The sequence below is a fragment of the Streptomyces sp. NPDC048172 genome (assembly GCF_043202595.1).
In the GTDB taxonomy this organism is placed as follows: domain Bacteria; phylum Actinomycetota; class Actinomycetes; order Streptomycetales; family Streptomycetaceae; genus Streptomyces.
On sequence record NZ_JBIDAT010000003.1, the window covers coordinates 527,896 to 547,908 of the forward strand.

Below are 20,013 nucleotides of genomic sequence, written 5' to 3' on the forward strand. Positions count from 1 at the left end.
CCACCCGTTCACACCTGTGTCGGCAGGAACTCGCTCGGTCTTCCGGTCCAGGACACGCTCAGTGCCTCGCGCGCCCTGGTGCAGGCGACGAAGAGCAGGCAGCGCTCGCGCAGGAGGTCGGCGTCGTGCTGCGGTGCATCCGTCTCCAGCGGGGTGATCTCGCGGGCGAAGGGCACCGTTCCCTTCGTGACCCCGAGCACGGAGACCGCCCTGAACTCCAGCCCCTTCATGGCGTGCATCGTGGCCAGCCGGACTCCGGGCGTCTCCGCGGCGACCTGCCCCTTCACTCGCACCACCGGGACCCCGGCGTCCCTCAGTCGGGACTCCGCCGAGTCCAGTGCCAGGTTGAACCGGGCGCACACCCCGATCTCGTGAGGTGCGAGCCCCTCGCCGATCCATGCCCGCACCCGGTCCACGAGGGCGGCGTACTCCTCCGGCTGGGTGGTGTACCCGCCGGCCTCGGGTTGGCGGCCGCGCAGCAGCGAGCGGTAGCCGGCCAGGGAGTCGGTTCCATCGCCCTCCAGGGCGTCCACGCTGACCGGTGCGAGCAGGCGCGCCGACCAGACCAGAATCTCCTCGGTGGAGCGATAGTTGAGACGCAGCCGGAAGCTGCGGCCGGCGGTGGCGATCCCCAGCGAGCCGAGCGACACCCGGGAGTCGTAGATCCGCTGGTGCGGGTCGCCAGTGAGGAACAGATCGTCGGGGCCGGGGGTGACGGCGGCCCGGAGCACCCGCCACTGTGCGGGGTGCAGGTCCTGTGCCTCGTCCACTACGACATGGTCGTACGGGGCCGGGCCGACGGCGAGCAGGTCGGCCGCCCGGGCACAGACCCGCAGGTGAGTGGTGGCACCGCGCTCAAGCAGCAGCTTCTCGAACCACTCGACGCCGGTCCACACCAGCTCGCGCCTGGCCGCTCCGAGGCCGGTGCCGCGTCCGCGCCGGCTCACCGCGAGATAGCCGTCCAGACCACGGATGTCCTGGCCGAGCACCACGTGACGGTACTCCTGCGCCAGGAAGCGGGCCTGGAACGGCAGATCCAGCTGCTTGACCGCCTTCTCCCAGAGCTGCCGCTGGTCGCGGTCGCCCACCGGCTTCGGGGTGACGCCGGTGTGCTGCCGCACCACGCCGTTGGCATAGGCATCGACGGTCGTGACATCGACCCGGGAGAGGAGGAGTTCGTCGCCTTGGAGGAGAAGACCGAGCATGTCGCGCAGTCCGGTGGCCAGCGCGTTGGTGTACGTCGTCAGCAGGATCCGGCTGTCCGGCGACCGTCCCAGCAGGTGCCGGACCCGGTGCAGCGCGGCCACGGTCTTCCCCGTCCCCGGGCCGCCGGTGACCTGCACCGGACCGCCGTACGAGGTGCGGTGAGCGACCCGCCGCTGGGAGGGGTGCAAGAAGACCCGCCAGGCCGCGAACGGTTTCGCCAGGACCTCTTCCAGCTCGTGCGGGCCGGTGACGAGACGGATCCGGGCGGTGGTGTTGCTGATGACGGTGGCCAGGTCCTCGTCCGGCTCGGGCGGCGCGTCCACCGGGCGGCGCACGGCCACCACGTCCCGGTAGACCTCCTCCGGCGAGAACCCTTCCGCGAGGTACTGGAGGACCTCCAGCTGGTCCTCGGGCAGCAGCGTGGCGAACGCCTCCAGCTGCGCCTTGTCCGCCATCGAGCGCGCTGCACGCAACACCTGCGCGTCGATGCCCAGCTCGCGCAGGACTCCGTCGGAGACGCCGGAGAACAGCAGCTTCGGCGCCTTGCGGGAGGCCGTCTCGTACAGCGGTGTCAGCTCGTCCAGTGCGACCGCGTCGCGTACCTCCAGGCCGCGGGTGGCGCTGTTCGCGCTGTACAGGCGTTTCGCCGCCCAGGTGTACGCGTCGTCGTGCGGCAGCACATGGACGAGGAGGAAGAGATCGCTGCCGTCGTCCGGCGCGAGAACCACGCCGCGCCAGAAGTCGGTGATCCGTATGGTGCGCATCCGCCGGTCACGGGCGTTCTCCACGGACTCCAGATGCAGACCTTTGTCAGCGTTGAGCTCGGCCACGGTCAGGGCCTGGAACTTCGTCATGGCCTTGCGGACGCCGGCTCTGACCGGCTTCTCCAGGGTGTCGAATCCGTCCCAGAAGCTCTGGGAGAAGGCGAGTCGGGGCATGGGCCGTGGGCCCCCTTTCCGCGAGTGTCAGGCGGTGGGCCCGGCGAGGTGGGCGGCGAGTTCCCGGAAGGTCCGCAGCAGCGCCGCGGGTTCCGAGGTGAGGTCGAGACTGTGCTGGAACAGCCGCAAACCGCCGACGCCGCGGACCTCGGTCGTCCGCTCGGGCAAGCGGCCCGCCGCGTACACCAGATGCGCCTCGCGCAGGCCGAGCACAGTGGCGTAGGCGAGCGCCTGGTACAGGTCGGAGTTCGGGTAGCCATGGGCCCGGGGGGACATCTCGGTCTTGTACTTGGCGTCGACGACGGCGACCGGTGTATGGCCGTCCACGCCGTACACCACCAGATCTGGCTTCATCCGAATCTGGCCGCCCAGGTCGAGAGCGTGTACGTCCTGCAGCCGCGCCGTCAGGCCGTACTCCCGGAGGGCCTCGCGCAGTGCGACCGTTACGAAGTCCTCGAAGAGCTGGTTCATGTCGAGCAGGAAGCCGTCCAGGGCGAGCGGGCCGGACAGGTGCTCCGGCGAGGTGGAGCGCAGTACGGCCTCGGCGAGCCGCAGGGCGGGCTGATAGTGGGAGTTGATACGGGACGGCTGCCAGCGCGGCAGGTCCTGCCCGCGGACCAGGGGACCGGCGTCCCCGAGGCGGATTCGCTGGTGGGCTAGACGCCGCCGTACCGGCCCAGGAACGGACGGCAGCCGCAGCAGCCGTTCCACCGCGGCGCGCAGGATGCGGTTCTCGGCGATGTCGGCGGTGTACGCGTCGTAGGCGATCTCGGCGGGCGGCATGCGGCCGAAGTGGAGCCGGATCTGCTCGGCCTCCCGCAGTCGGCCCCGTACCACCAGGGCGGACTCCGCCACCTCCCGGTAGCCTTGGAGGACCCCCTGCCGCAGCGCGCTGTCGATCTGCCGTTCCACCGCGTACGCGAGCGCGGGTACCACCTCGTCGTGCGCGCCGGTGCTGACCGTGCCCTCACGGCTGTCGCGCCAGGCGTCAGCCGGGTCGAGGCTGAAGCCGAGCAGGAAGAACAGCCGCCCCACTGGTGTCTTGGGCGCGATCCGCAGGACCGTCCCGCCGGGCAGTCGGACCGCGCCGACTTGGTGGCCCGCCCGCAGTCTCCAGTATCCGGGTCGCTCGGGGTCCGGCGCGGCGGCGTCGAGGAACCGCGCCGCGACGAGGGCCCGCCCGGTGGCCGCTTCCAGCGGTACGGACAAGGCGGCGCCGTACTCCCGCAGCGTGATCTCGCCCGGGGTGTCACTGCGTGCTGGGCCCGCGTCGTCTGCCGCATTGCCGTCGGCGGTCGCGACCGGGATGTCACCGTGCGCCAGGGCACCGCCGCCCCTCGGGTTCCCGCTCATGACCGCCGGGTCCGCTCGCGCAGCGCGTCCAGGCCGTAGCGGGCGTCGATGTCGATGCCCTCGCCGTAGTGGTGCTCCTCAAGGAGGGGGAGGATCTTGGTGCGCCAGGTCCGGTCGAGTCCGCCCTCGCGGTATACGCCGGGCTTCATCAGGTAGGACGGGCCTATGGCGAAGTCGGGTTCGTCGATCGCCGTGTTGAGGGCGTCGAGTAGGCGGGCCGGCTCGGGGTCCTTGCCCTCGCGCTTCAGCCAGCGGGTGAGGAGGCCTGCGGTGGGCTCCACGCGGGGGGAGAGCTCCACAAAGGCGAACCGGCGCCGCATCGCCGCGTCCACCAGCGCGATCGACCGGTCCGCGGTGTTCATGGTGCCGATCACGTACAGGTTCGGCGGCAGCCCGAAGTCGTCCCCGGAGTAGGTCAGGCGCACCGAGCGCTTGCGGTACTCCAGGAGGAAGTACAGCTCGCCGAAGACCTTCGCCAGATTGGCCCGGTTGATCTCGTCGATGATCAGGAAGTGCGGTACGTGCCGGTTGCCCTCCTGCGAGGCGGTGTCGGCGAGCTCGCGTAGCGGCCCCGCTGTCAGCCGGAAGGCGACCTCCCGTGTCTCGGGGTCCTCGACCGGCCGGAAACCCTCGAAGAAGTCCTCGTACGCGTACGAGGGATGGAACTGGACGATCTTGACCTGCTCCGGGCCGCCACCGAAGTACTCGGCGAGCTTCAGCGCCAGATACGTCTTTCCGGTGCCGGGTGGTCCGTAGAGGACCATCTGCCGCTCGTCGAGAAGGAGTTCACGCAGTTCGTCGAGGAAGGAGCGGTCGTGGACGAGGAGCTTCCGGGCGAACTCGTCGGTGACCTCGGGGAAGGTCAGCACGCGCTGCTCGGAGGATTCCAGGGCCTGCCCGGCCTGCTCCGGCGCGGTCCCCGGGCCGCCGGTGAGCGCGGTGAGCTGTTCCAGGACGGGGGTCAGGTCGACCACGTCGTGCTGGGCGGAGAGCTTCTGCTGCACCTCCTCCGGCAGCTCCTCGTACGGATGGGCCGTCGCCTGCCAGGCCGCCGGGCGCCGCAGGTTGGAGAGCTCGTCGGCAGGCCCCGTCTGCACCAGGTCGCCGGTGATCCGCCCGAGGTGGAGCAGGCCGTCGCTGAGGGTGGCGACAATGTCCCCGATCCGCATCTGGGTGAAGAAGGCGTGCAGTTCGTCGACGAGACCACGCTTCTGGTGGTACGTCGCCGAGCCCTCGTAACCCTCCTCGACGAAGCGGCGCAGTACGCTCTTGGTCGGGTCGGGCTCGTCCACCCGCGGCAGGTGGGCTGCGTCGAGCGAGACCAAGCCCTCCTTCAACCAGAGCCGACGGACCAAGTTGTGGCCGGATACGTTGTTCCCCCGCACCAGCCAGGCCTTCTGCGGGGCCCGCCAGCTCTGCGGCAGGAAGTCGCCCAGGCGGTGCCCGTCCTCGGTGCTGCGCCAGGTGCCGGGGCCGGTGGCTCCGTAGCCGAGGACCAGTGAGGCCGCGGCGGAAGGCGAGTTGCACACGATGTCGTGGGACGCGGTCCAGGCGCTGGGGTGGGGACCGTCGGCCAGCGTTCCGTTCTCCCGCAGTCCTGAACGGAGCCGGCGCGCGGAGTCGCTCAGTCCCGGCCAGTCCTCCGCCGACACCGCCGAACCCGCGGTCACCAGGAACTTGTGCGAGCCGTTGTCGCCGAGCTCGGCGAGCAGGAAGCCGTGGGCCTCTCCGGCGTCCTTGGCCAGGGCGATCCGGAAGTCCGGGAAGCCGGGAAGACGGTCGGGGAGCTGCGGCATGGGGACCTTCCGGACGCGGGTGGTTCAGGTGGCACGAAGCGCGTCCAGCCTACGTGTTGACGGTGTCAATCGGTATGTTCGGTGGCTGGACGCTCACCACGCCCGTTCGACTACCGGCGCTCGGGGAACACCTGGGCGCTGTCCCGCTGCTTGCGCGCCGCGGGGGCAGGCGCCTGCCTGTGACCGGCGAGCTCGTTCAGTTTCACGTGCAGCGCGTCCTGGGCGGCGTAGTCCCCGCGAGAGGCCGCGGCGCGCAGGTCGTCCCAGGCGGCCAGGATCGGACGGCGTACGGACTCCGGGAAGCGGCCGTGCTCGGCGTTGTGGGCGGCGAGCATGGATTGCCAGGTGGTCGTGTCGAGCTGCCGCCACAGGCCGCGGGCGTGCTCCGTCGCTGCCCGCATCGCGGGCAGATCCAGCCGCTCGCGTGCCGCGTCCAGGGCGCGCCGGGCGTCGGCCAGCTCTTCGGACGGCGTGTCGAGGCCCAGCTCCCGGCCCCGGCGTGCGGCGACGGACGCGTTGGCCAACCAGCTGCGGGCGTCCCGGCACGTCTCCACCGTGTCGCGAGCCTCGTCGAGGAATCCGTCGAGGGACCGGCCGAGGGGTTCACCGCATACGATCGCGGTGAGCTGTTCTGTCAGTTCGGCGAAGACGCCGTGCTCCGCCGCCGTCAACTCGCCGCCGAAATGGGCGACATGGGTACGGATCTCGTCGAGGAGTCGAGAGGCGTCGCGGCCGATGCCGTCGGCGACGGCGTTGCGGCGCAGCCGTGCGCCCAGCTCCTCGCCGTCGCCGATGCGGTAGGCGAGGTTCACGGTGCGGTTCTCGTCCAGCTGTACCCGGAGTGTGAGCCGCTCCACGCTGTCTGTGCCCCTGTCGAAGACATGCGTGTGCTCCCCGCAGAACTCGTTGCGGGCGTGCGACTTCTCGTGCGGTCCTTCGACGATCCGGAAGGTCAGCGCGGTGGTGCCGTCCGGCCGGATCTGAAGGTTCTCGATGTTCTTCCAGTCGGTCGGGTACGGCGTTCCGGCGGTGAAGAGGACCGCGACGGTGCCGTTGTCGAGTGCCAGTCCCAGGTTCTGGGCGGTGACCTGCTCCGGCTGGTCGGTCTGGAACAGTGCGTCGCAAGCCGAGCACGCCGTCAGACCGGCGGCGTTGACCATCTGACACTGGGGGCACTTCAGGCCACCGGCGTCCAGCGGCTGGTCGCAGTCCTGGCACACGGTGACCGAGGTGGAGTTCTCCGGGCAGCCGCAGTGCGGGCACTCGGCGCGGGACGCGACGGGGGCAGTCGCCCGCAGCCCGGAGAGGCTGTCGGCACAGACCGGACAGCTCGTGGTCCCCTCGGCGGCGGGCACGTGGCAGCCGGGGCAGTCGACTGTCGCCGTGCCGAGCAGAGAGGTGCCGCAGTCGGGGCAGGCGCTCTCGGTGATCGGGATTCCGGTGGTCAGGCACGGCTCGGAGGGGCAGGCGAGAGCGGACGCGAGCCCGGCCTCGATGCCGGCGCCGAGCGCGACGGCGGACATGGGGTCGATTCCGCCGTGCACCTTCTCCTCGCCGAACAGTTCGGCCAGGCGGCGGCGGACCAGCGGGATGCGGGTAGAGCCGCCGACGAGGAGGACCTTGTCGATGTCGTCGGCCGTCCTGGACGCGTCGCGCAAAACGCCGCGGGTGAGCTCCAGGGTGCGGTCGATCACGGCGCCGATCAGCTCCTCGAAGTCGTCGCGGGTGACCTTTCCCGTCCAGGAGCCGCCGTGCTTTCCGAGCGGCGCGAGGATGATCTCCGCTGCGGTGACATCCGAGAGTTCGATCTTGGTGCGTTCGGCGGCGGCGCGGATGCGTGCCGCGTCGCCGGTCCCGGAGAGGTCACGGCTGCCGAGTCGCTTGTCGGTGAGCATCCGGCACAGCGCGGAGTCGAAGTCGGCCCCGCCGAGCGACTTGTCCCCGCCGAGCTTGTACACCTGGAAGTACCCCGACCCGATGACCAGCACGGAAACGTCGAAGGTACCGCCGCCGAGGTCGTACACGAGCACCGAGCACATGTCGTCGTCATCCTCGACGAGGCGCTCCACTCCGAAGGCGTGGGCCGCCGCGGTCGGTTCGGGCAGGATCCGCGCGACGGTGAAGCCCGCAAGCTCCCCGGCTTCCCGCACCGCCGCGTACTGCGGTTCCGTGAAGTACGCCGGGACGGTGATCACGGCTCGCGGGAAGGGTTCGCCGGCGGTGTTCTCGGCGTCCGTCCGCAGCCGTCGCAGCAGGATCGCCGAGACCTGTACGGGCGTCAGCCAGTGGGCGCCGAGCTGGATCTCGACCCCGCCGTCCGCGGACTTACGTACCCGCGGTGCGTCCGCGGGCTGCTCGTCGAGCAGCCGCTGGACGTCGGCGTCGGCGTGGCGGCGGCCGATCAGCCGCTTCACCTCGGTGATCACGGAGCCGGGCAGGTGGTCGCGCACGCCGAGCGCCTCGCTGCCCACCAGGAGGGATCCGTCGGCGCCTGTACCGACGGCGGACACCGTGGCCTGCTCGCTGTGGCGGTTGGGGAGGACCACCGGAACGCCGCCGTCCATCCAGACGGTGACGGAGTTGGTGGTGCCGAGATCGATTCCGAGTGTGCGGTATGGCATGACGTGGCCTTCGGGTGGCAGGGGCGGTAAGGGGTGTGGAGCGGGTTCAGCGGCGGCGCTTGGAAGGCTTGCGGGGCAGCGGCAGCGGCTGCCGGCGCTGGGCGCGGCTGGTGCGGCGCGGCTGGTTCCGGCGCTCCCGCGCGGCCCCGCCCTCGGAGGTCCTGGCGGGCGCCCCCTGTTCGGGCGCGGGCGCGGGCCCGGGTACGGCCAGGACGACATCGGCACGGCGCAGGCAGGCGGTCCCGTGGCGGAAGCCGGTGACGGTCTCCCGCAGGACGGTTCCCTCGGGAGCGGTCGGATGCGGTTCGACGCCCGTCACCCGTGCCTCCACCGGGTCGGGGATCTTCTCGGCGAGTTCCATCGGATGCACGCCGTGGCGGGCGAGTTCGGCCCGGAGCATCTGGTGGGCGCCTTGCGTCTGCTGTTGCACGACGGCTTCGATTTCTCCGGTCCGGCCTGCTCCGGAGCGGCCGAACTGCTCGGACCGGTGTGCCGTGTCGGCGAGGACATCGTCGAGTGAAAGCAACGCGGTGAGGAGGCCGGTCAGTTGGGCCACGGCCTCTTCGCGCTTGCGGGAGAGGGCCGCGACGCGAACGCGCAGTTGGCGCAGCTCGTCGGTGTCGGGCGGGGGAGTGGTCACGTGGATGCGGGACCTTTCGGAGCGTCGGACGCCGGGAGGGGAGGAGTGAGCAGTTCGCTGACGAGGACGTCGCCCGGGGTGCGGGCCACGTCGTGGGCGGCCTTCAGGGCGCGCTCGCGGTCCGTGTCCCGGGCACGGCGGGCCCGGGAGACCGCCACACCCACCGCCTTCGCGAGGTCCCCCTGGCCGATGCCCGGCCTGGCATGCGGAAGGAGCTCGAACACGGTGGGGCCGAAAAAGGGTATCGGTGTGCGGGGGTGTGCGGTCACAGGGTCTCCTGGATGTATGGCGGGTCGTCCGGGTCCGGTGTTCCAGGTGAGTCGTAGAGGCCGGGGAACACCATCGGTTCGAGCGGGAGGGAGATCTGCCGGCCGGTCTCCAACCCCAGGGCGGACGCGGTGCGTTCGTCGCGTATGTCACCGGCGTGGTCACCGTCGGCACGGCGGTCGCGGGCGCGCCGGTGGTATGCGACGGCGAGAAGCTGGTCGTACGCCGCGGAGCGGCCCGGCGTGATCAGCAGCCCGCCCTGAAGGGCGATCAGCTCGGAGAAGCGCCCGGTGTCGACCAGTTCCCCGGCGAACGGCACGATGATCTCCAGCGCCTGCCACTCCGCCTCCGCCCCGGTGAGCTGTGCGAAGGACGCGGCGGCGGAGAGCAGCAGGGGCACCTGCCGGGTATAGTCGCCGGACCGCGCTCCGAGCTGCCGGACGGCCGTGTCGTGCAGGAGGCGGGCGAAGACACCGTCGTCGGCCTGTACTCCCCACTCGTCCTCGGAGGGGCGGACCTCCCGTAGTTGCCGCAGGGCCCGACGGGCCTCGCTCTTCTTGCCGTCGAGCGCCTTCCGTACGGCCCGTTCGATCATCCGCTCGCTGTACCAGGCGTACACCTCGTGCAGATCCTCGGCCCGGTCCTCCGCACGGAACCCGCGGCGCAGCAGTGCCCCGACCCGTTGCAGACCGGGCTGTCTGCCCCGGCTGTTTCCCGTGACGACGGAAGCGATGTCGGCAAGATCCAGCGCGTCCAGCGCATCCTGTGCCACCGGATCGCCAGGGTGTACGCACAGCGCCCGCTGGAAGCGGGCGCGGGCCTGAATCGTGTCCTTCGTTCCCAGAGCTTCGGTGCCGCGCCGGACCAGGGCGGCTGCCAGCTCCTGGGCGAGGTCGGTGTCATCGGGAGCGAGCGCGTGCGCGGACTCCAGCCAGAGGATGCGCTGGATGAGCGTGGCCCGCTGGTAGCCGTTGCCGTTCCGGCCAGCGCTCAGTCCGGCTTCGCGGGCCATCTCGTGGTGGTACGGGTCGAGTACGAGGCCGAGGCGGGCGGCTGCGGTGAGGTCGGTGAGGGTGTTCGGCCAGTCGCCCTTCGTGAACCGCTCGTGGGCCCTGGTGACCAGGGCTCCGGCAAGGTGCGGTGCACAGGCCCGGTGGGTGTCGGAGTCCGCCTGCCAGGTGACGGGTTCGCCGTGACGGCGGGTGTACGCGGTGAGCAGGTCGAGGTGTTCACCGTATGCCTCCAGTTGCTCGGCGGCGGTGTCCACGGTGACGGGGGAGCCGTCCCAGGGACGGCCGCCGAGCAGCAGCCCCAGGCACGGGGGAGCGGTGTCGGGGGTGGGTGGCCGCCAGGTGTCGACGTCGCACCGGCAGCTGCCGGTGCTGCCGCCCTGGTTGTCTTCCCGGCCGTCGGCGCAGGTGCCGAAGCAGTCCTCCATGCGCAGGTAGGTGCGTTCGCCGCGGACGAGCTCGCCGCTGTACTCGTACTCCTCGACGTTCCAGACGGTTTCCCAGGCGTCGAGGACGTCGTGGCCGTCGCGTTCGTCGACCGCGCGGAGCGCCGTACGGATCCGGTCCGTCAGGGTGTCGCATGCGGACTGCCAGTCCTCGGCGCCGAGGGGAGCGCCGCGCCGGGCGGTCACCATGGCTTCGAAACCGAGCGGGTCTTCGTCGTTGAGCAGCAGGTGCCAGACAGAGATGGCGAAGACCGCGTGAGCCGGAGCGACCTTGTCGCTCTGGGCGAGCGACTTCAGCGTGCCGACCGCGACCGCGTGCACCAGGGCGGTGCGGCGGTTCCCGGACGGGTCGGGGACGGCGTCGAGGACCTCGCCGAACGCGCCCTGGCGGGCCGCCTGCCACACCAGGCGCCACAGCGCGTGTGCCGGGCAGCAGAGGCAAGGCGTCTCGCCGGACATGGCATCCGGAGCGTCGAGTACGGTGCGGACGTCGCAATCGCAGCCGAGGCCGCAGGGCTGGTCCTCGCCGCTCACGGGCGGGGTGGAGCCGAACACCGCGAGCCAGCGGTGGACCGCCTCGGGCCAGTTGCCCGCGCGTTCGGCGAGCAGGGCGCGCAGTGCGTCGTAGGAGGCGCGGTCGTCCACGGGGAGGCCAAGGCAGTCTGCGGAGATCCGGTCCAGCAGGTTGAGCGTGCGCGCGAATTTCCGCGTGCTGTAGGCGTGCTCGGCCTGACGGAGCATGTGGGTGGCGTCGGTGGTGTTCAAGCAGGTCCCCTATGTGCACGTGGTGCGTGGTTGACCTTATGTGGCGCCTATTTGCTCGGTCAACGGACCGTCAGATACCGGACGATGTGGCCAGTTCCGCCCGTACGGTCTTGGCGCCCTGTGGGCGTGGGACGGTCTCCCAGCGGTCGGCGGAGGAGGGTGAGGAGGGTCATGCCCCGGCCGCCGGTGGAGAGGTCGGGCTCATCGGTGGCGGCTCGGGGGAGGCGGTCGCCACGGGCGTCGGAGACCTCGATGAGGAGGCGACCGGGACGCGGCAATGGGGTGTAGGTCAGGGCGAGTTCGAAGTCGCGGCCGGGGACGCGGCCGTGCGGGACGGCGTTGGCGGCGAGCTCGGCGACGACGAGTTCGGCACGTTCCGTGATGTCCGGCGTGAGGCCCCATGCGTGGAGTTCGGTGACGGCGAGGAGTCGGGCGAGACGTGCGCCGTGACGGGTGGAGGACAGCTGTTTGCCTGAACGTCGTGGTGAAGGGCGTGAGTCGGGGTGCGGTGTGGTTCATGGGGTCAGCGTGACCCGCGCGGGGGCGGGGCGACGAGAGGAGAGGCCCGTGCGGGAGGTCACCGTACGAGCACGCAGGGTGGACAGTACGGAGGGGAACCGTCACTCTGGGTGCATGTGAACGTGCGGGAGGATGGGGCGACGGATGGCCAACGCCGGAGAAGGGGCTGGTGCGTTCCCGGAAGGGGAACGGGAACCGCATCCGTCGGACAGTCTGCGGACGTTCGGGGCGATCGTACAGGCGCTGCGCGAGCATGCGGGGCTGAGCCGGGTGGAGTTCGGCGAGCGGGTGCGGTTCTCGAAGCACACCGTGGAGTCGGTGGAGCTGGGGCGGCGGATGCCGGACGAGTTGTTCGTGGAGTGCGGGGAGGAGGCGACGGGGAACACGGGGGCGTTGCGGAGGGCGGCGCCGCATCTGTCGCGGGGGGAGGTGGGGCTGGCGGCGTGGTTCCGAGAGTGGGCCAGGCTGGAGTGGACGGCGGTGAGTCTGTGTACGTACGAGTGCAGGCTGGTGCCGGGGTTGTTGCAGTCGGAGGCGTATGCGCGGGCGGTGTTCGACAACAGCATTCCGCTGCTGACGGACGAGCAGTTGGAGGCGCAGCTCGCTGCGCGGATGGCGCGACAGGGGATGGTGCGGGAGCGGCCTACCGTGCCGTTCGGGTTCATCGTGGAGGAGTCGGTATTCCGGCGGAAGCTGGGTGGGTGTGGGGTGCAGGCGAGCATATTGGAGCACGTGCTGGAACTCACGGCTCCGCGCAATGTCACATTGCAAGTGGTGTCCACGGAGACGGAGTTCCACGGCTGCCTGGACGGGCCGGTGCAGATCCTGGAGACGCCGGACAATCGGAGGCTCGGATACGCCGAGGGGCAGCAGAACGGGCGGCTGATCTCGGACCCGAAAGAGGTGGCTCTCCTCTGTCAGCGCTATGACACACTGCGCTCGCAGGCCCTGAACCCGAAGGAATCCAGGGACCTGTTGGAGCGACTCCGAGGAGATCTAGAGCATGAGTAGCGACATGACAGGGCTCGCCTGGTTCAAGTCCAGCTACAGCGGGACGCAAGGCGACAGCTGCGTTGAGGTGGCGATCGCCGAACAGGCCATCTATGTAAGAGACTCCAAGGACCTGGCGCGTCCGGCTTTCGCCGTCGACCGCGACGGGTGGGGCCGGTTCGTGCGGTTCGCGTCGGCGCGCTGATACGTCGAGGGGCGCCGTTCGCTGCTCAGCGGACGGCGCCCCTCGCGTTATCCGGACGTCAGCCGTCCTGGCGGGCCGGGTGGCGCGGGCCCTGCCCCGGCGGCGGAGTGAGCGTGGACCGGTACGTGCCGGAGTCGCTCTCGTCGAGCGGCGTCTCCAGGGTGAGGCCAGCGGCGGCCATGCGGTCGTACTCGGCGAGGATCAGGTCCTTGGTGCGGTAGGTGCCGTGGGTCGCCTCGTCCTTACGCTTCACGATGGGGAAGGTGTCGAGGATGTACGACACATCGTCCCGGGTGATGCCGTAGAGGTGGAAGAAGAGAGCGTCGAGTTCGGCGCGGATGACGGCGCGGCGCTCCTCGTCCCAGCGGAAGGGGGCGCCGGTGTCGCCCAGGTCGCGAGCGAAGTGAGCCATGTCATGGGCGCTATAGGTGAGTTCTAGTAGGCGGGGAGTAACGAGTGAGAGGTGCGGATCCAATTGTTTCGGGGAGAGGAAGGGCAGTTGGTAGGTGATAAAGAAGTTCAGGTGTGTTCCGCCAACCTTGAACCGGGCGATGAAGTCAAGGGCGAACGACGAAGCGCAGGCTCCCAACGCACCGATCGCGCGGACGTTATCCGTTTGGAAGGTGGACACGGGCAGGCTGTTTGCCGCCGCAGACTTGGGCAGGAAACCGACAATCGCTGTGCGCTCGTTCGTGGAGCTCGTGATGTCGCGCCACCCAAGCAGCCAATTGTGGTTCCACCCCTTTGTGCGGAGCTTCGACTGCACGCCCTCGGCGGTGATCTCTAGATCCCGACGGTTCCGCGTTCCGGTTGCAACATCGCACTCCGGGGCCCAACTCGAAGGCATCGCCTGACGATCCGGGTTATCCAAATTGCCTGCATCGAGATAAGCAGGCTGATTCTGTCGCTGCACCGCCGTCGCGCTCTTCACTACATCGGCAGCGCGGTGGTTGAAGAAGTCGAGCATCTTCGCCTCGTACAGCGGAAATAGCCGCTCTTCCCCGCGCACCAGCACGTTCCCGTCGAGGCGCCAACCATCCGAGAGCATCGACTCAAGCGTCTCGCCGTTGGCAGCCGAGGGGCGGAAGAGGTGGGAGTCGTGGGACATGTCGAACATGCGCAGGAACGACACGCCCCACGGGTTGCCGTTCGCCTTGTCCGCCTCCTTGAGGAGGACCGGAACCCGGCGGTAGATGCCGAGGGTGATCTCGGCGTCGCGGCGGGTACGGAAGACCGGGCAGGTCCCGGTGTTGGGGTTGAGGAGAGTGATCTCCTCGGGGGTGAGGGTGAAGACCTTGTCGTGGGTCTCCAGCTCCGCCGGGTCATGGACGAAGAAGGCGAATCGGGCGGCTGGTTCACGCAGTGAGCGGCCTGCGAGGGACAGCACGCAGAACTTCATGCGAGAGTCCACCGCCGGGAAGAGACCGCTGCGGTTCTCGAAGTCGAACAGCGCCGCCAGCGATCCCGCCGACACCAGCTCCTTGAAGAAATACTGCGTCCGCGCGTCCGTCGCGATACCCGTCGGCACGATGACACCGGTTCGCCCCCGGGCACCGGTCAGGATGCGATCGGCCTCGGCGAATAGCGCGTACAGGTTGAGGTTGCCCTGCCCCGTCAGGGGATAGCGGCCGGAGATGCGCAGGAAGTGGCTTTCGCCGTACACCCGGCGCTTGGCGGCCTCGTACTCGTTGAACAGCCCAACGGTGTCGAGGTCGTCCCCGAGCGCCTGGATCTTCTTCTTCCGGGCCGCTGTGTTGTTGGTCGCCGCGATGTCCGGCGCGCGTACCGCGAAGAACTCCGTCTCGGGGAAGTTGATGCTGTCCCACGGCGGATTCCCCACCACCGCGTCGAACCCGCCAGCCCACCCCGTCGTCGGATCGACGCCCGCCCCTGACTCCGGGACGGCGAACACCTCCGGGAACTCCAGGTGCCAGTGGAAGAACCGGTACCGCTTGCTCAGCGCGAGCACCTCCGTCAGCGTCGCGTCGGGCACCGCCGCCGTGTCCCCGGCGAGCAGGCTCCGTACGACGTCGTGCGTCGGCGCCTCCGGCGCGCCCGGCTGCTTCGGCCAGACGAAGGCGGCACACCACGCGTCCGCCGTCTCACGGCCGCGCGTGTACGCGGCGGAGTTCACGTACGCCTCGTACGCCGCCTCCTGGGCGTTGACCTCACTGAGGTCGTCGGACGGAGCGTTGGTGATGAGGTTGAGCTGAGCCGCGAGACGCGTGTTACTCGGCACCGTGACCTCGGACTCTGCGAACAGGTCGCCCTGGCCGCCGCGTTGCGCCTTATTGCGCTTCTTGAGCGCGGCAGCGTACTTCTTGTCGTCGCCCTCGATCGCGTCGAACGCCTCGTCGGGCACTCCGCCCGCGAGGAGTGACGGCGTCGTGCCCAGCAGCGCGTTGCCGCACCGGACATGCGCGTCCAGGAACCCCAGCGCCTTCCCCGGCTCCATCGCCTCCAGCCACAGCGACACCTTCGCCAGCTCCACCGCCATGAGGTTGAGATCGACGCCGTAGATGCACCGTGCCACGACCTCCCGCAGCGCGTGCCGTACCGCGTCCACCGTCGGCTCCGGGTTGTGCTCGCGTACCGCAGCGACCCGCTTGGCGATCCGTCGCGCCGAGGCGACCAGGAAGTGCCCGGAACCGCACGCCGGGTCGCACACCGTCAGGCCGAGCAGCTCCGTGACGATGTCATCCGCCGGGTCGGTGCGTCCGCCCGCCGAGGCCCGCTGCTCGCCGCGCTTGACCGCGTCGTCGATCACCGGATCGAGGGTGGTGTCGAGGAGGCATTCGATCAGCGACGACGGGGTGTAGTAACTGCCCGTTGTCTTGCGGCTGTTGCCCGCCACCTCGACCAGCTCGAACGACCGGTCCGCCGCCGAGTGCTTCGGCTCCAGTTCGAGCAGCGACTCGTACACCGAGCCGAGCTCTTCGGCGTCCAGGTGCCGGTAGTCGACGGCCCGCCAGCGCCGCGCTCCCGGGTCGTGGACCTGAGCCAGGTACCCGACGGCCTTGAGTAGCGACTCGTTGGAGAGCTTCAGCCCCTCCAGCGGCGCGTCCGCCTCCGTACGCGAGAAGAGCCCGCCGAGTCCGGGCAGGCCCAGCTCTGGTCGGCCGCCCTCGGTGCCGAGCGCGTCGAGGACCAGGCGCAGCGCCTCGTACTGGTCACCGTGCGCGGTGCCCTGGCGCCGCCGTGCCCGCCTGCGCAGACGGTCCGAGGAGAAGTACTTCGCGTACGCGTCGCGGGCCCGGTCGTCCGCTGCCGGGTCGAGCAGCGCGTCCCGGTCCTCGGCGACGAAGACGAAGAGGAGCCGGTAGACGAGCCGCAGGAGCGCCGCTTGCAGCGCCTTCGGGTCGGTGTCTTCGCGCAACTGCCCGTTGTCCGGATGCCGCAGGAATCCCGTACCGAGCACGGTCAGTGCCTGCTGGACACCGAGCCGCAGCTGGTCCAGGGCGCGGGCGCCGGAGGTGACGGCTTCGGTCCGCCATTTCTCCAGCCAGCACCCGGACGGTGCCGCCCCCTCCGCCACCTCGAACCGCGACGCGTGCAGCACGCAGTACAACAGCACGAACTCGCTGAACAGTTCACCGTCGAAGATCGCCTCCAGGTCGAACTCGACGTACGCGGCCGTCGCGAACGACGACGAGTCGCGCAGCAGTCGCAGCGTTCGACCGTTGGTGAGGACCGCCCAGAGGTGGGCCTCGGTCCGGTTGAGGCAGTCCTGGACGAGGGACTGCGGCGGTACCTGCCCGGCCGCCGGGCGCTTGTCCGGTTCCTGGTTCCAGGGGATCAGGTGGAGCAGCGCGGGCCCGTGCCGGTGCGAGATACGGAACCGGGTCTCCGTATCGGAGTCGGCGGGGATGCCCTCCGGGCCGACCTCCGTCAACGCCCCGAAGTCCAGCTTGCGGAAGAGCTGGGAGAGCCAGTCGGAGGAGGCCCGGCCGGTCGGGTCGGCGGCGGGCGCGCCGGTCTTCGGGTCGGTGGGCAGCGCGGCGCGCAGTTCGCGCCAGAGCGGCTTGAGGTACTCCCAGGCGCGCTCGGCCTCGTCGCGGACGGCGACCGAGCCCGGCAACCTGTAATCGGCGGACTTGGTGCCCGACAGGTTCTGTGCCTCGGCGATGCGGACGAGCATGTCGCCGGGGAGTAGCCCGCCGACCGTGGTGACGGCGGTGAAGACCGGTGCGGTGCGGGTGGCGGCGGACATCAGGCTTCGGCTCCGGTCACGAGAGGGGCGGATACGGCGGCGGGCTGCTGCGGCAGATACACGTACACACCAAGGACGTCGGCGGGCTCCTGCGGGACGACCTTCAGGCCGCGGACGATCTCTGCACGGTCGCTGGTGTCGGCCTTCCGCACCCGGCGGTGCGAGGCGTCGAGGTCGGCGGCGAGGGCGACACCGTACTCGGTGATGTGGCCGGACAGTTCGGGGAGTCCGTCCAGGGTGCGGGTGATCTGGTTGCGGGCCAGCTGCTCGTGGGTGTTCGTGGCGGCCCGTGCCCCGAGGAGCGCGGCTGCCGCGTCGTCGTCGAGCCAGCGGGCGCGGGCGGGCAGGCCCTCGAAGGCGAGCAGCCGGGCGTCCTCGGCGACGATCTGCCGCTCCCCGGTGCGGGAGGGCAACGTCAGGTGGAAGCGGTAGCGGACCAGGAGCAGGGTGGTGCGGATGGTGACCGCGTCCGTGGTGACGACGCCGCAGCGGCGGGCCGGGCGCGGGCCCGGAGTGTTCGCGTCGAGGGCCGAGTCGAGGACGTACGCGGCGAGCGCGCCGACCGCCGGGTCGGTGCGGACCAGGGCCGCCTCGCCGCGCCCGATCGCCGGGGAGGTGCGGAACGGGATCTCCCGGTCCTCCTCCACGATCCGTCCGCCGAGCACCGCGGCGAGACCGTCGCGCACACCGGCCGGCGTACCGCCGACCTGCGCGGCGAAGTCGCCGGAGCCGTCGCGGCCAGTGGGTGTCGCAGTGCGGACCTGGGCGTCAAGGTCGCGCAGCGCCTCCAGGACGAAGTCGCGGACCTCCTCGGAGCCGCCGAGCGCGGCCCGTACGGCGGTGACCTCGCGGGCCACCTCCTCCGGGTGGATGGCGCGTTGCGCGTACTTCGAACGGGAGGTCCGCTCGCGCTCGGCGGCCGAGTTCCACTCCCGTTCCATCCGGTCCAGGGACTCCTGGTGGCCGTCGAGGTCGAAGAGTCCTTCCTGGGTGCCCTGTCTGCCGTGCAGGAGCAGCCATTCGACCACCGCGTCGGTGACGCCCGAGGCTGTCTCGTCCGGGACGGAGACCGAGATGCCGAGGTCCTTCTTGATCTGCCGGTGCTTGGCGAAGAGGACTTCGAGGACCTTGCCGTCGATGCCGTTGTCCTCGCCGAACATGGTGATCACGCGGACCTGGTCGCGCTTCTGCCCGTACCGGTCGACGCGGCCCTCCCGCTGGTCGTGCCGGGTCGGGTTCCACGCCAGGTCGTAGTGGATCACCGCGTCGAAGGCGTGCTGGAGGTTGACGCCCTCGGAGAGGCAGTCGGTGGCGATCAGGACCCGGCGGACAGCCGGGTCCTCGGCGTCCTCGGCGGCCAGCTTCTCGATGCGCTCCAGACGTTGCTGTGGGGAGAGCGTGCCGGTGACGGCCGCGATCCGCGTTGTCGCCCCCAGCTTCTTCTCCAGGTGCGTCGCCAGATACTCGGCGGTGGGGATGTAGCGGCAGAAGACGATCGGGCTGTAGCCGTCCGCGATCAGCGACTTGAGATGCGCGGTCAGCGTCTTGAGCTTGGCGTCGGACGCCGGGCCGTACAACTCGGCCGCACGCGCGGCGAGTTCACGCAGTCGCGGGTCGCCCTGCTCGCTCTCCGCCGCGCCCGGCGAGACGTCCATACCCTCCAGCCGGTCGCTGTCCGAGGAGTCACGGGTCAGCGGAGCGCCGAGGGCGTCCGCCTCGACGGCGGTCCGGGCGGCGGCGGACTCGGAGCGGGTCTCCAGGGTGCGGGCCGCGGCGGCGGGCGAGGACACCATGGACCGGAGCAGCGCGATCACCGACCACCAGGCGATACGGGCCTCCCGCTTGCCCTGGCGACCCGCGGTCTCCACCCGGTCCGCCGCATAGGCGATCGCGTCGTCGAGCAGCGCCCGGTAGGCGGGGGTCAGCTTGTACGGTTCGTCCTTGGTCCACCGGTCGGACGGGAACGCGGTCCGCTCGACGAGGGAGTCGTCGGCGAGGCCGTCCTCCTTGGTGAGGTACTGGCGCACGTCGGCCCGCTTACGGGCGACGAAGTGCTCGGCGAGACGGGCCCGGCCAGCCGGGCTCTCCAGATCGACCGTGGCCAGGTCCGGCCGTACGAGACCGAGCAGATTGCGGAACGCGGACTCCTTGCCGGAGTGCGGGGTGGCCGTGAGCAGCAGCAGATGCCGGTCCTCGTCAGCGGCGACCCGCCGCAGCAATTCGTAGCGGAGCTGACTAGTGGACGAGGAGGCCGGGCTCTGCGCATCGTCGGCCGCGACGCAGGTGTGCGCCTCGTCCACCACCACCAGGTCCGGACAGTGCCGTACGAAGTCCTCGCGGTGCCGGGTCGACTTGATGAAGTCCGTCGAGATGATCGTGAACGGGTGCCGGTCGAAGAGCGACTGCCCCAGCTCCAGGCCGCGCTCCAGACGCGACACGGTGGAGGCGAGGACCAGCTCGGCGTCGATACCGAACTTCTCCCGCAGTTCCCCCTGCCACTGCTCGGCGAGCGAGGGGGAGCAGAGCACCGCGAGGCGGCTCGCCTCGCCCTGCGCGAGGAGTTCCTTGACGATCAGGCCGGCCTCGACGGTCTTGCCGATGCCGACGTCGTCCGAGATCAGCAGCCGTACGGTGCGCTGCCGCAGCGCCATGAGCAGCGGCACCAGCTGATAGGCGCGCGGCTCCACGGCGATCGACGCCAGCGCGCGGAAGGGTCCGGCCCCGGAACGGAAACCGATCCGCAGCGCGGTCCGCAGCAGGCCGGCCGCCCGCTGGTCACCCAGGTCGGACGGGCTCGGTGCCGCGAACTGGGCGTCCCGCACCTCTTCGAAGGCGGGAAAGACTGCCGCGACGTCGTCCTCGCCGCCGCCCAGCGGGCGCAGCACCAGCATGCCGGAGGCGCTCTCGGGGAGCACCACCCATTCCCGGCCGCGTGCGTTCACCAGCGAACCGGCCGTGTACGTGGGTCTCATGAGTCTCTCGGTTCCTTCGAGGGCGGCGGGGTGGAACGGTCGGGGTGGGACCTGGGCGGTGAGCGTAAGGATCGA

The 20,013-nt window shown here is 70.4% G+C and carries 12 protein-coding genes; 2 read left to right on the forward strand and 10 right to left on the reverse strand.

Annotated features, from left to right (window positions below; translation table 11 throughout):
• Window positions 1–8: 8 nt before the first annotated feature.
• The 8 genes from ACGF3A_RS15740 to ACGF3A_RS15775 all read right to left on the reverse strand — a co-directional run bounded on the left by ACGF3A_RS15740 (window position 9) and on the right by ACGF3A_RS15775 (window position 11,506).
• Window positions 9–2,144 carry a UvrD-helicase domain-containing protein gene (locus ACGF3A_RS15740; protein WP_393729938.1) on the reverse strand — a complete coding sequence of 712 codons (2,136 nt, stop codon included), beginning with the start codon at window positions 2,142–2,144 and terminating at the stop codon, window positions 9–11.
• A gap of 27 nt (window positions 2,145–2,171) precedes the next feature.
• Window positions 2,172–3,497 (reverse strand): McrC family protein, encoded by a 1,326-nt coding sequence (locus ACGF3A_RS15745; RefSeq protein ID WP_393729940.1) that lies wholly within the window; start codon window positions 3,495–3,497, stop codon window positions 2,172–2,174.
• Window positions 3,494–5,293, reverse strand: coding sequence for an AAA family ATPase (locus ACGF3A_RS15750; RefSeq protein ID WP_393729942.1), 1,800 nt, complete (start codon window positions 5,291–5,293; stop codon window positions 3,494–3,496). The genes ACGF3A_RS15745 and ACGF3A_RS15750 overlap by 4 nt, the downstream gene beginning before the upstream one ends.
• Before the next feature lie 110 nt (window positions 5,294–5,403).
• Window positions 5,404–7,914 carry an Hsp70 family protein gene (locus ACGF3A_RS15755; RefSeq protein ID WP_393729943.1) on the reverse strand — a complete coding sequence of 837 codons (2,511 nt, stop codon included), beginning with the start codon at window positions 7,912–7,914 and terminating at the stop codon, window positions 5,404–5,406.
• Window positions 7,915–7,960: 46 nt separating this feature from the next.
• A complete protein-coding gene (locus ACGF3A_RS15760; RefSeq protein ID WP_393729945.1) occupies window positions 7,961–8,554 on the reverse strand; it encodes a hypothetical protein in 594 nt (197 codons plus the stop codon).
• Entirely contained in the window at window positions 8,551–8,778 is a 228-nt protein-coding gene (locus ACGF3A_RS15765; RefSeq protein WP_393729947.1) for a hypothetical protein, read from the reverse strand. The genes ACGF3A_RS15760 and ACGF3A_RS15765 overlap by 4 nt, the downstream gene beginning before the upstream one ends.
• A 41-nt stretch (window positions 8,779–8,819) precedes the next feature.
• The gene (locus tag ACGF3A_RS15770) at window positions 8,820–11,042 is read right to left on the reverse strand and encodes a hypothetical protein (RefSeq protein ID WP_393729948.1); all 2,223 of its coding nucleotides are present in this window, start codon (window positions 11,040–11,042) and stop codon (window positions 8,820–8,822) included.
• A gap of 59 nt (window positions 11,043–11,101) precedes the next feature.
• Window positions 11,102–11,506, reverse strand: coding sequence for an ATP-binding protein (locus ACGF3A_RS15775; protein WP_393730693.1), 405 nt, complete (start codon window positions 11,504–11,506; stop codon window positions 11,102–11,104).
• 199 nt (window positions 11,507–11,705) lie between these two features.
• Between ACGF3A_RS15775 and ACGF3A_RS15780 the strand changes: the two genes are divergently transcribed.
• Entirely contained in the window at window positions 11,706–12,572 is an 867-nt protein-coding gene (locus tag ACGF3A_RS15780; RefSeq protein WP_393729950.1) for a Scr1 family TA system antitoxin-like transcriptional regulator, read from the forward strand.
• A complete protein-coding gene (locus ACGF3A_RS15785; protein WP_393729952.1) occupies window positions 12,565–12,756 on the forward strand; it encodes a DUF397 domain-containing protein in 192 nt (63 codons plus the stop codon). Before ACGF3A_RS15780 ends, ACGF3A_RS15785 begins: the two co-directional genes overlap by 8 nt.
• Window positions 12,757–12,814: 58 nt before the next feature.
• Here the strand turns inward: ACGF3A_RS15785 and ACGF3A_RS15790 are convergent, their stop codons facing one another.
• On the reverse strand, window positions 12,815–16,966 hold the full coding sequence (locus tag ACGF3A_RS15790) for an Eco57I restriction-modification methylase domain-containing protein (protein WP_393729954.1): 4,152 nt from the start codon (window positions 16,964–16,966) through the stop codon (window positions 12,815–12,817).
• Window positions 16,966–19,938 carry a DEAD/DEAH box helicase gene (locus ACGF3A_RS15795; RefSeq protein ID WP_393729956.1) on the reverse strand — a complete coding sequence of 991 codons (2,973 nt, stop codon included), beginning with the start codon at window positions 19,936–19,938 and terminating at the stop codon, window positions 16,966–16,968. The genes ACGF3A_RS15790 and ACGF3A_RS15795 overlap by 1 nt, the downstream gene beginning before the upstream one ends.
• Window positions 19,939–20,013 lie beyond the last annotated feature (75 nt).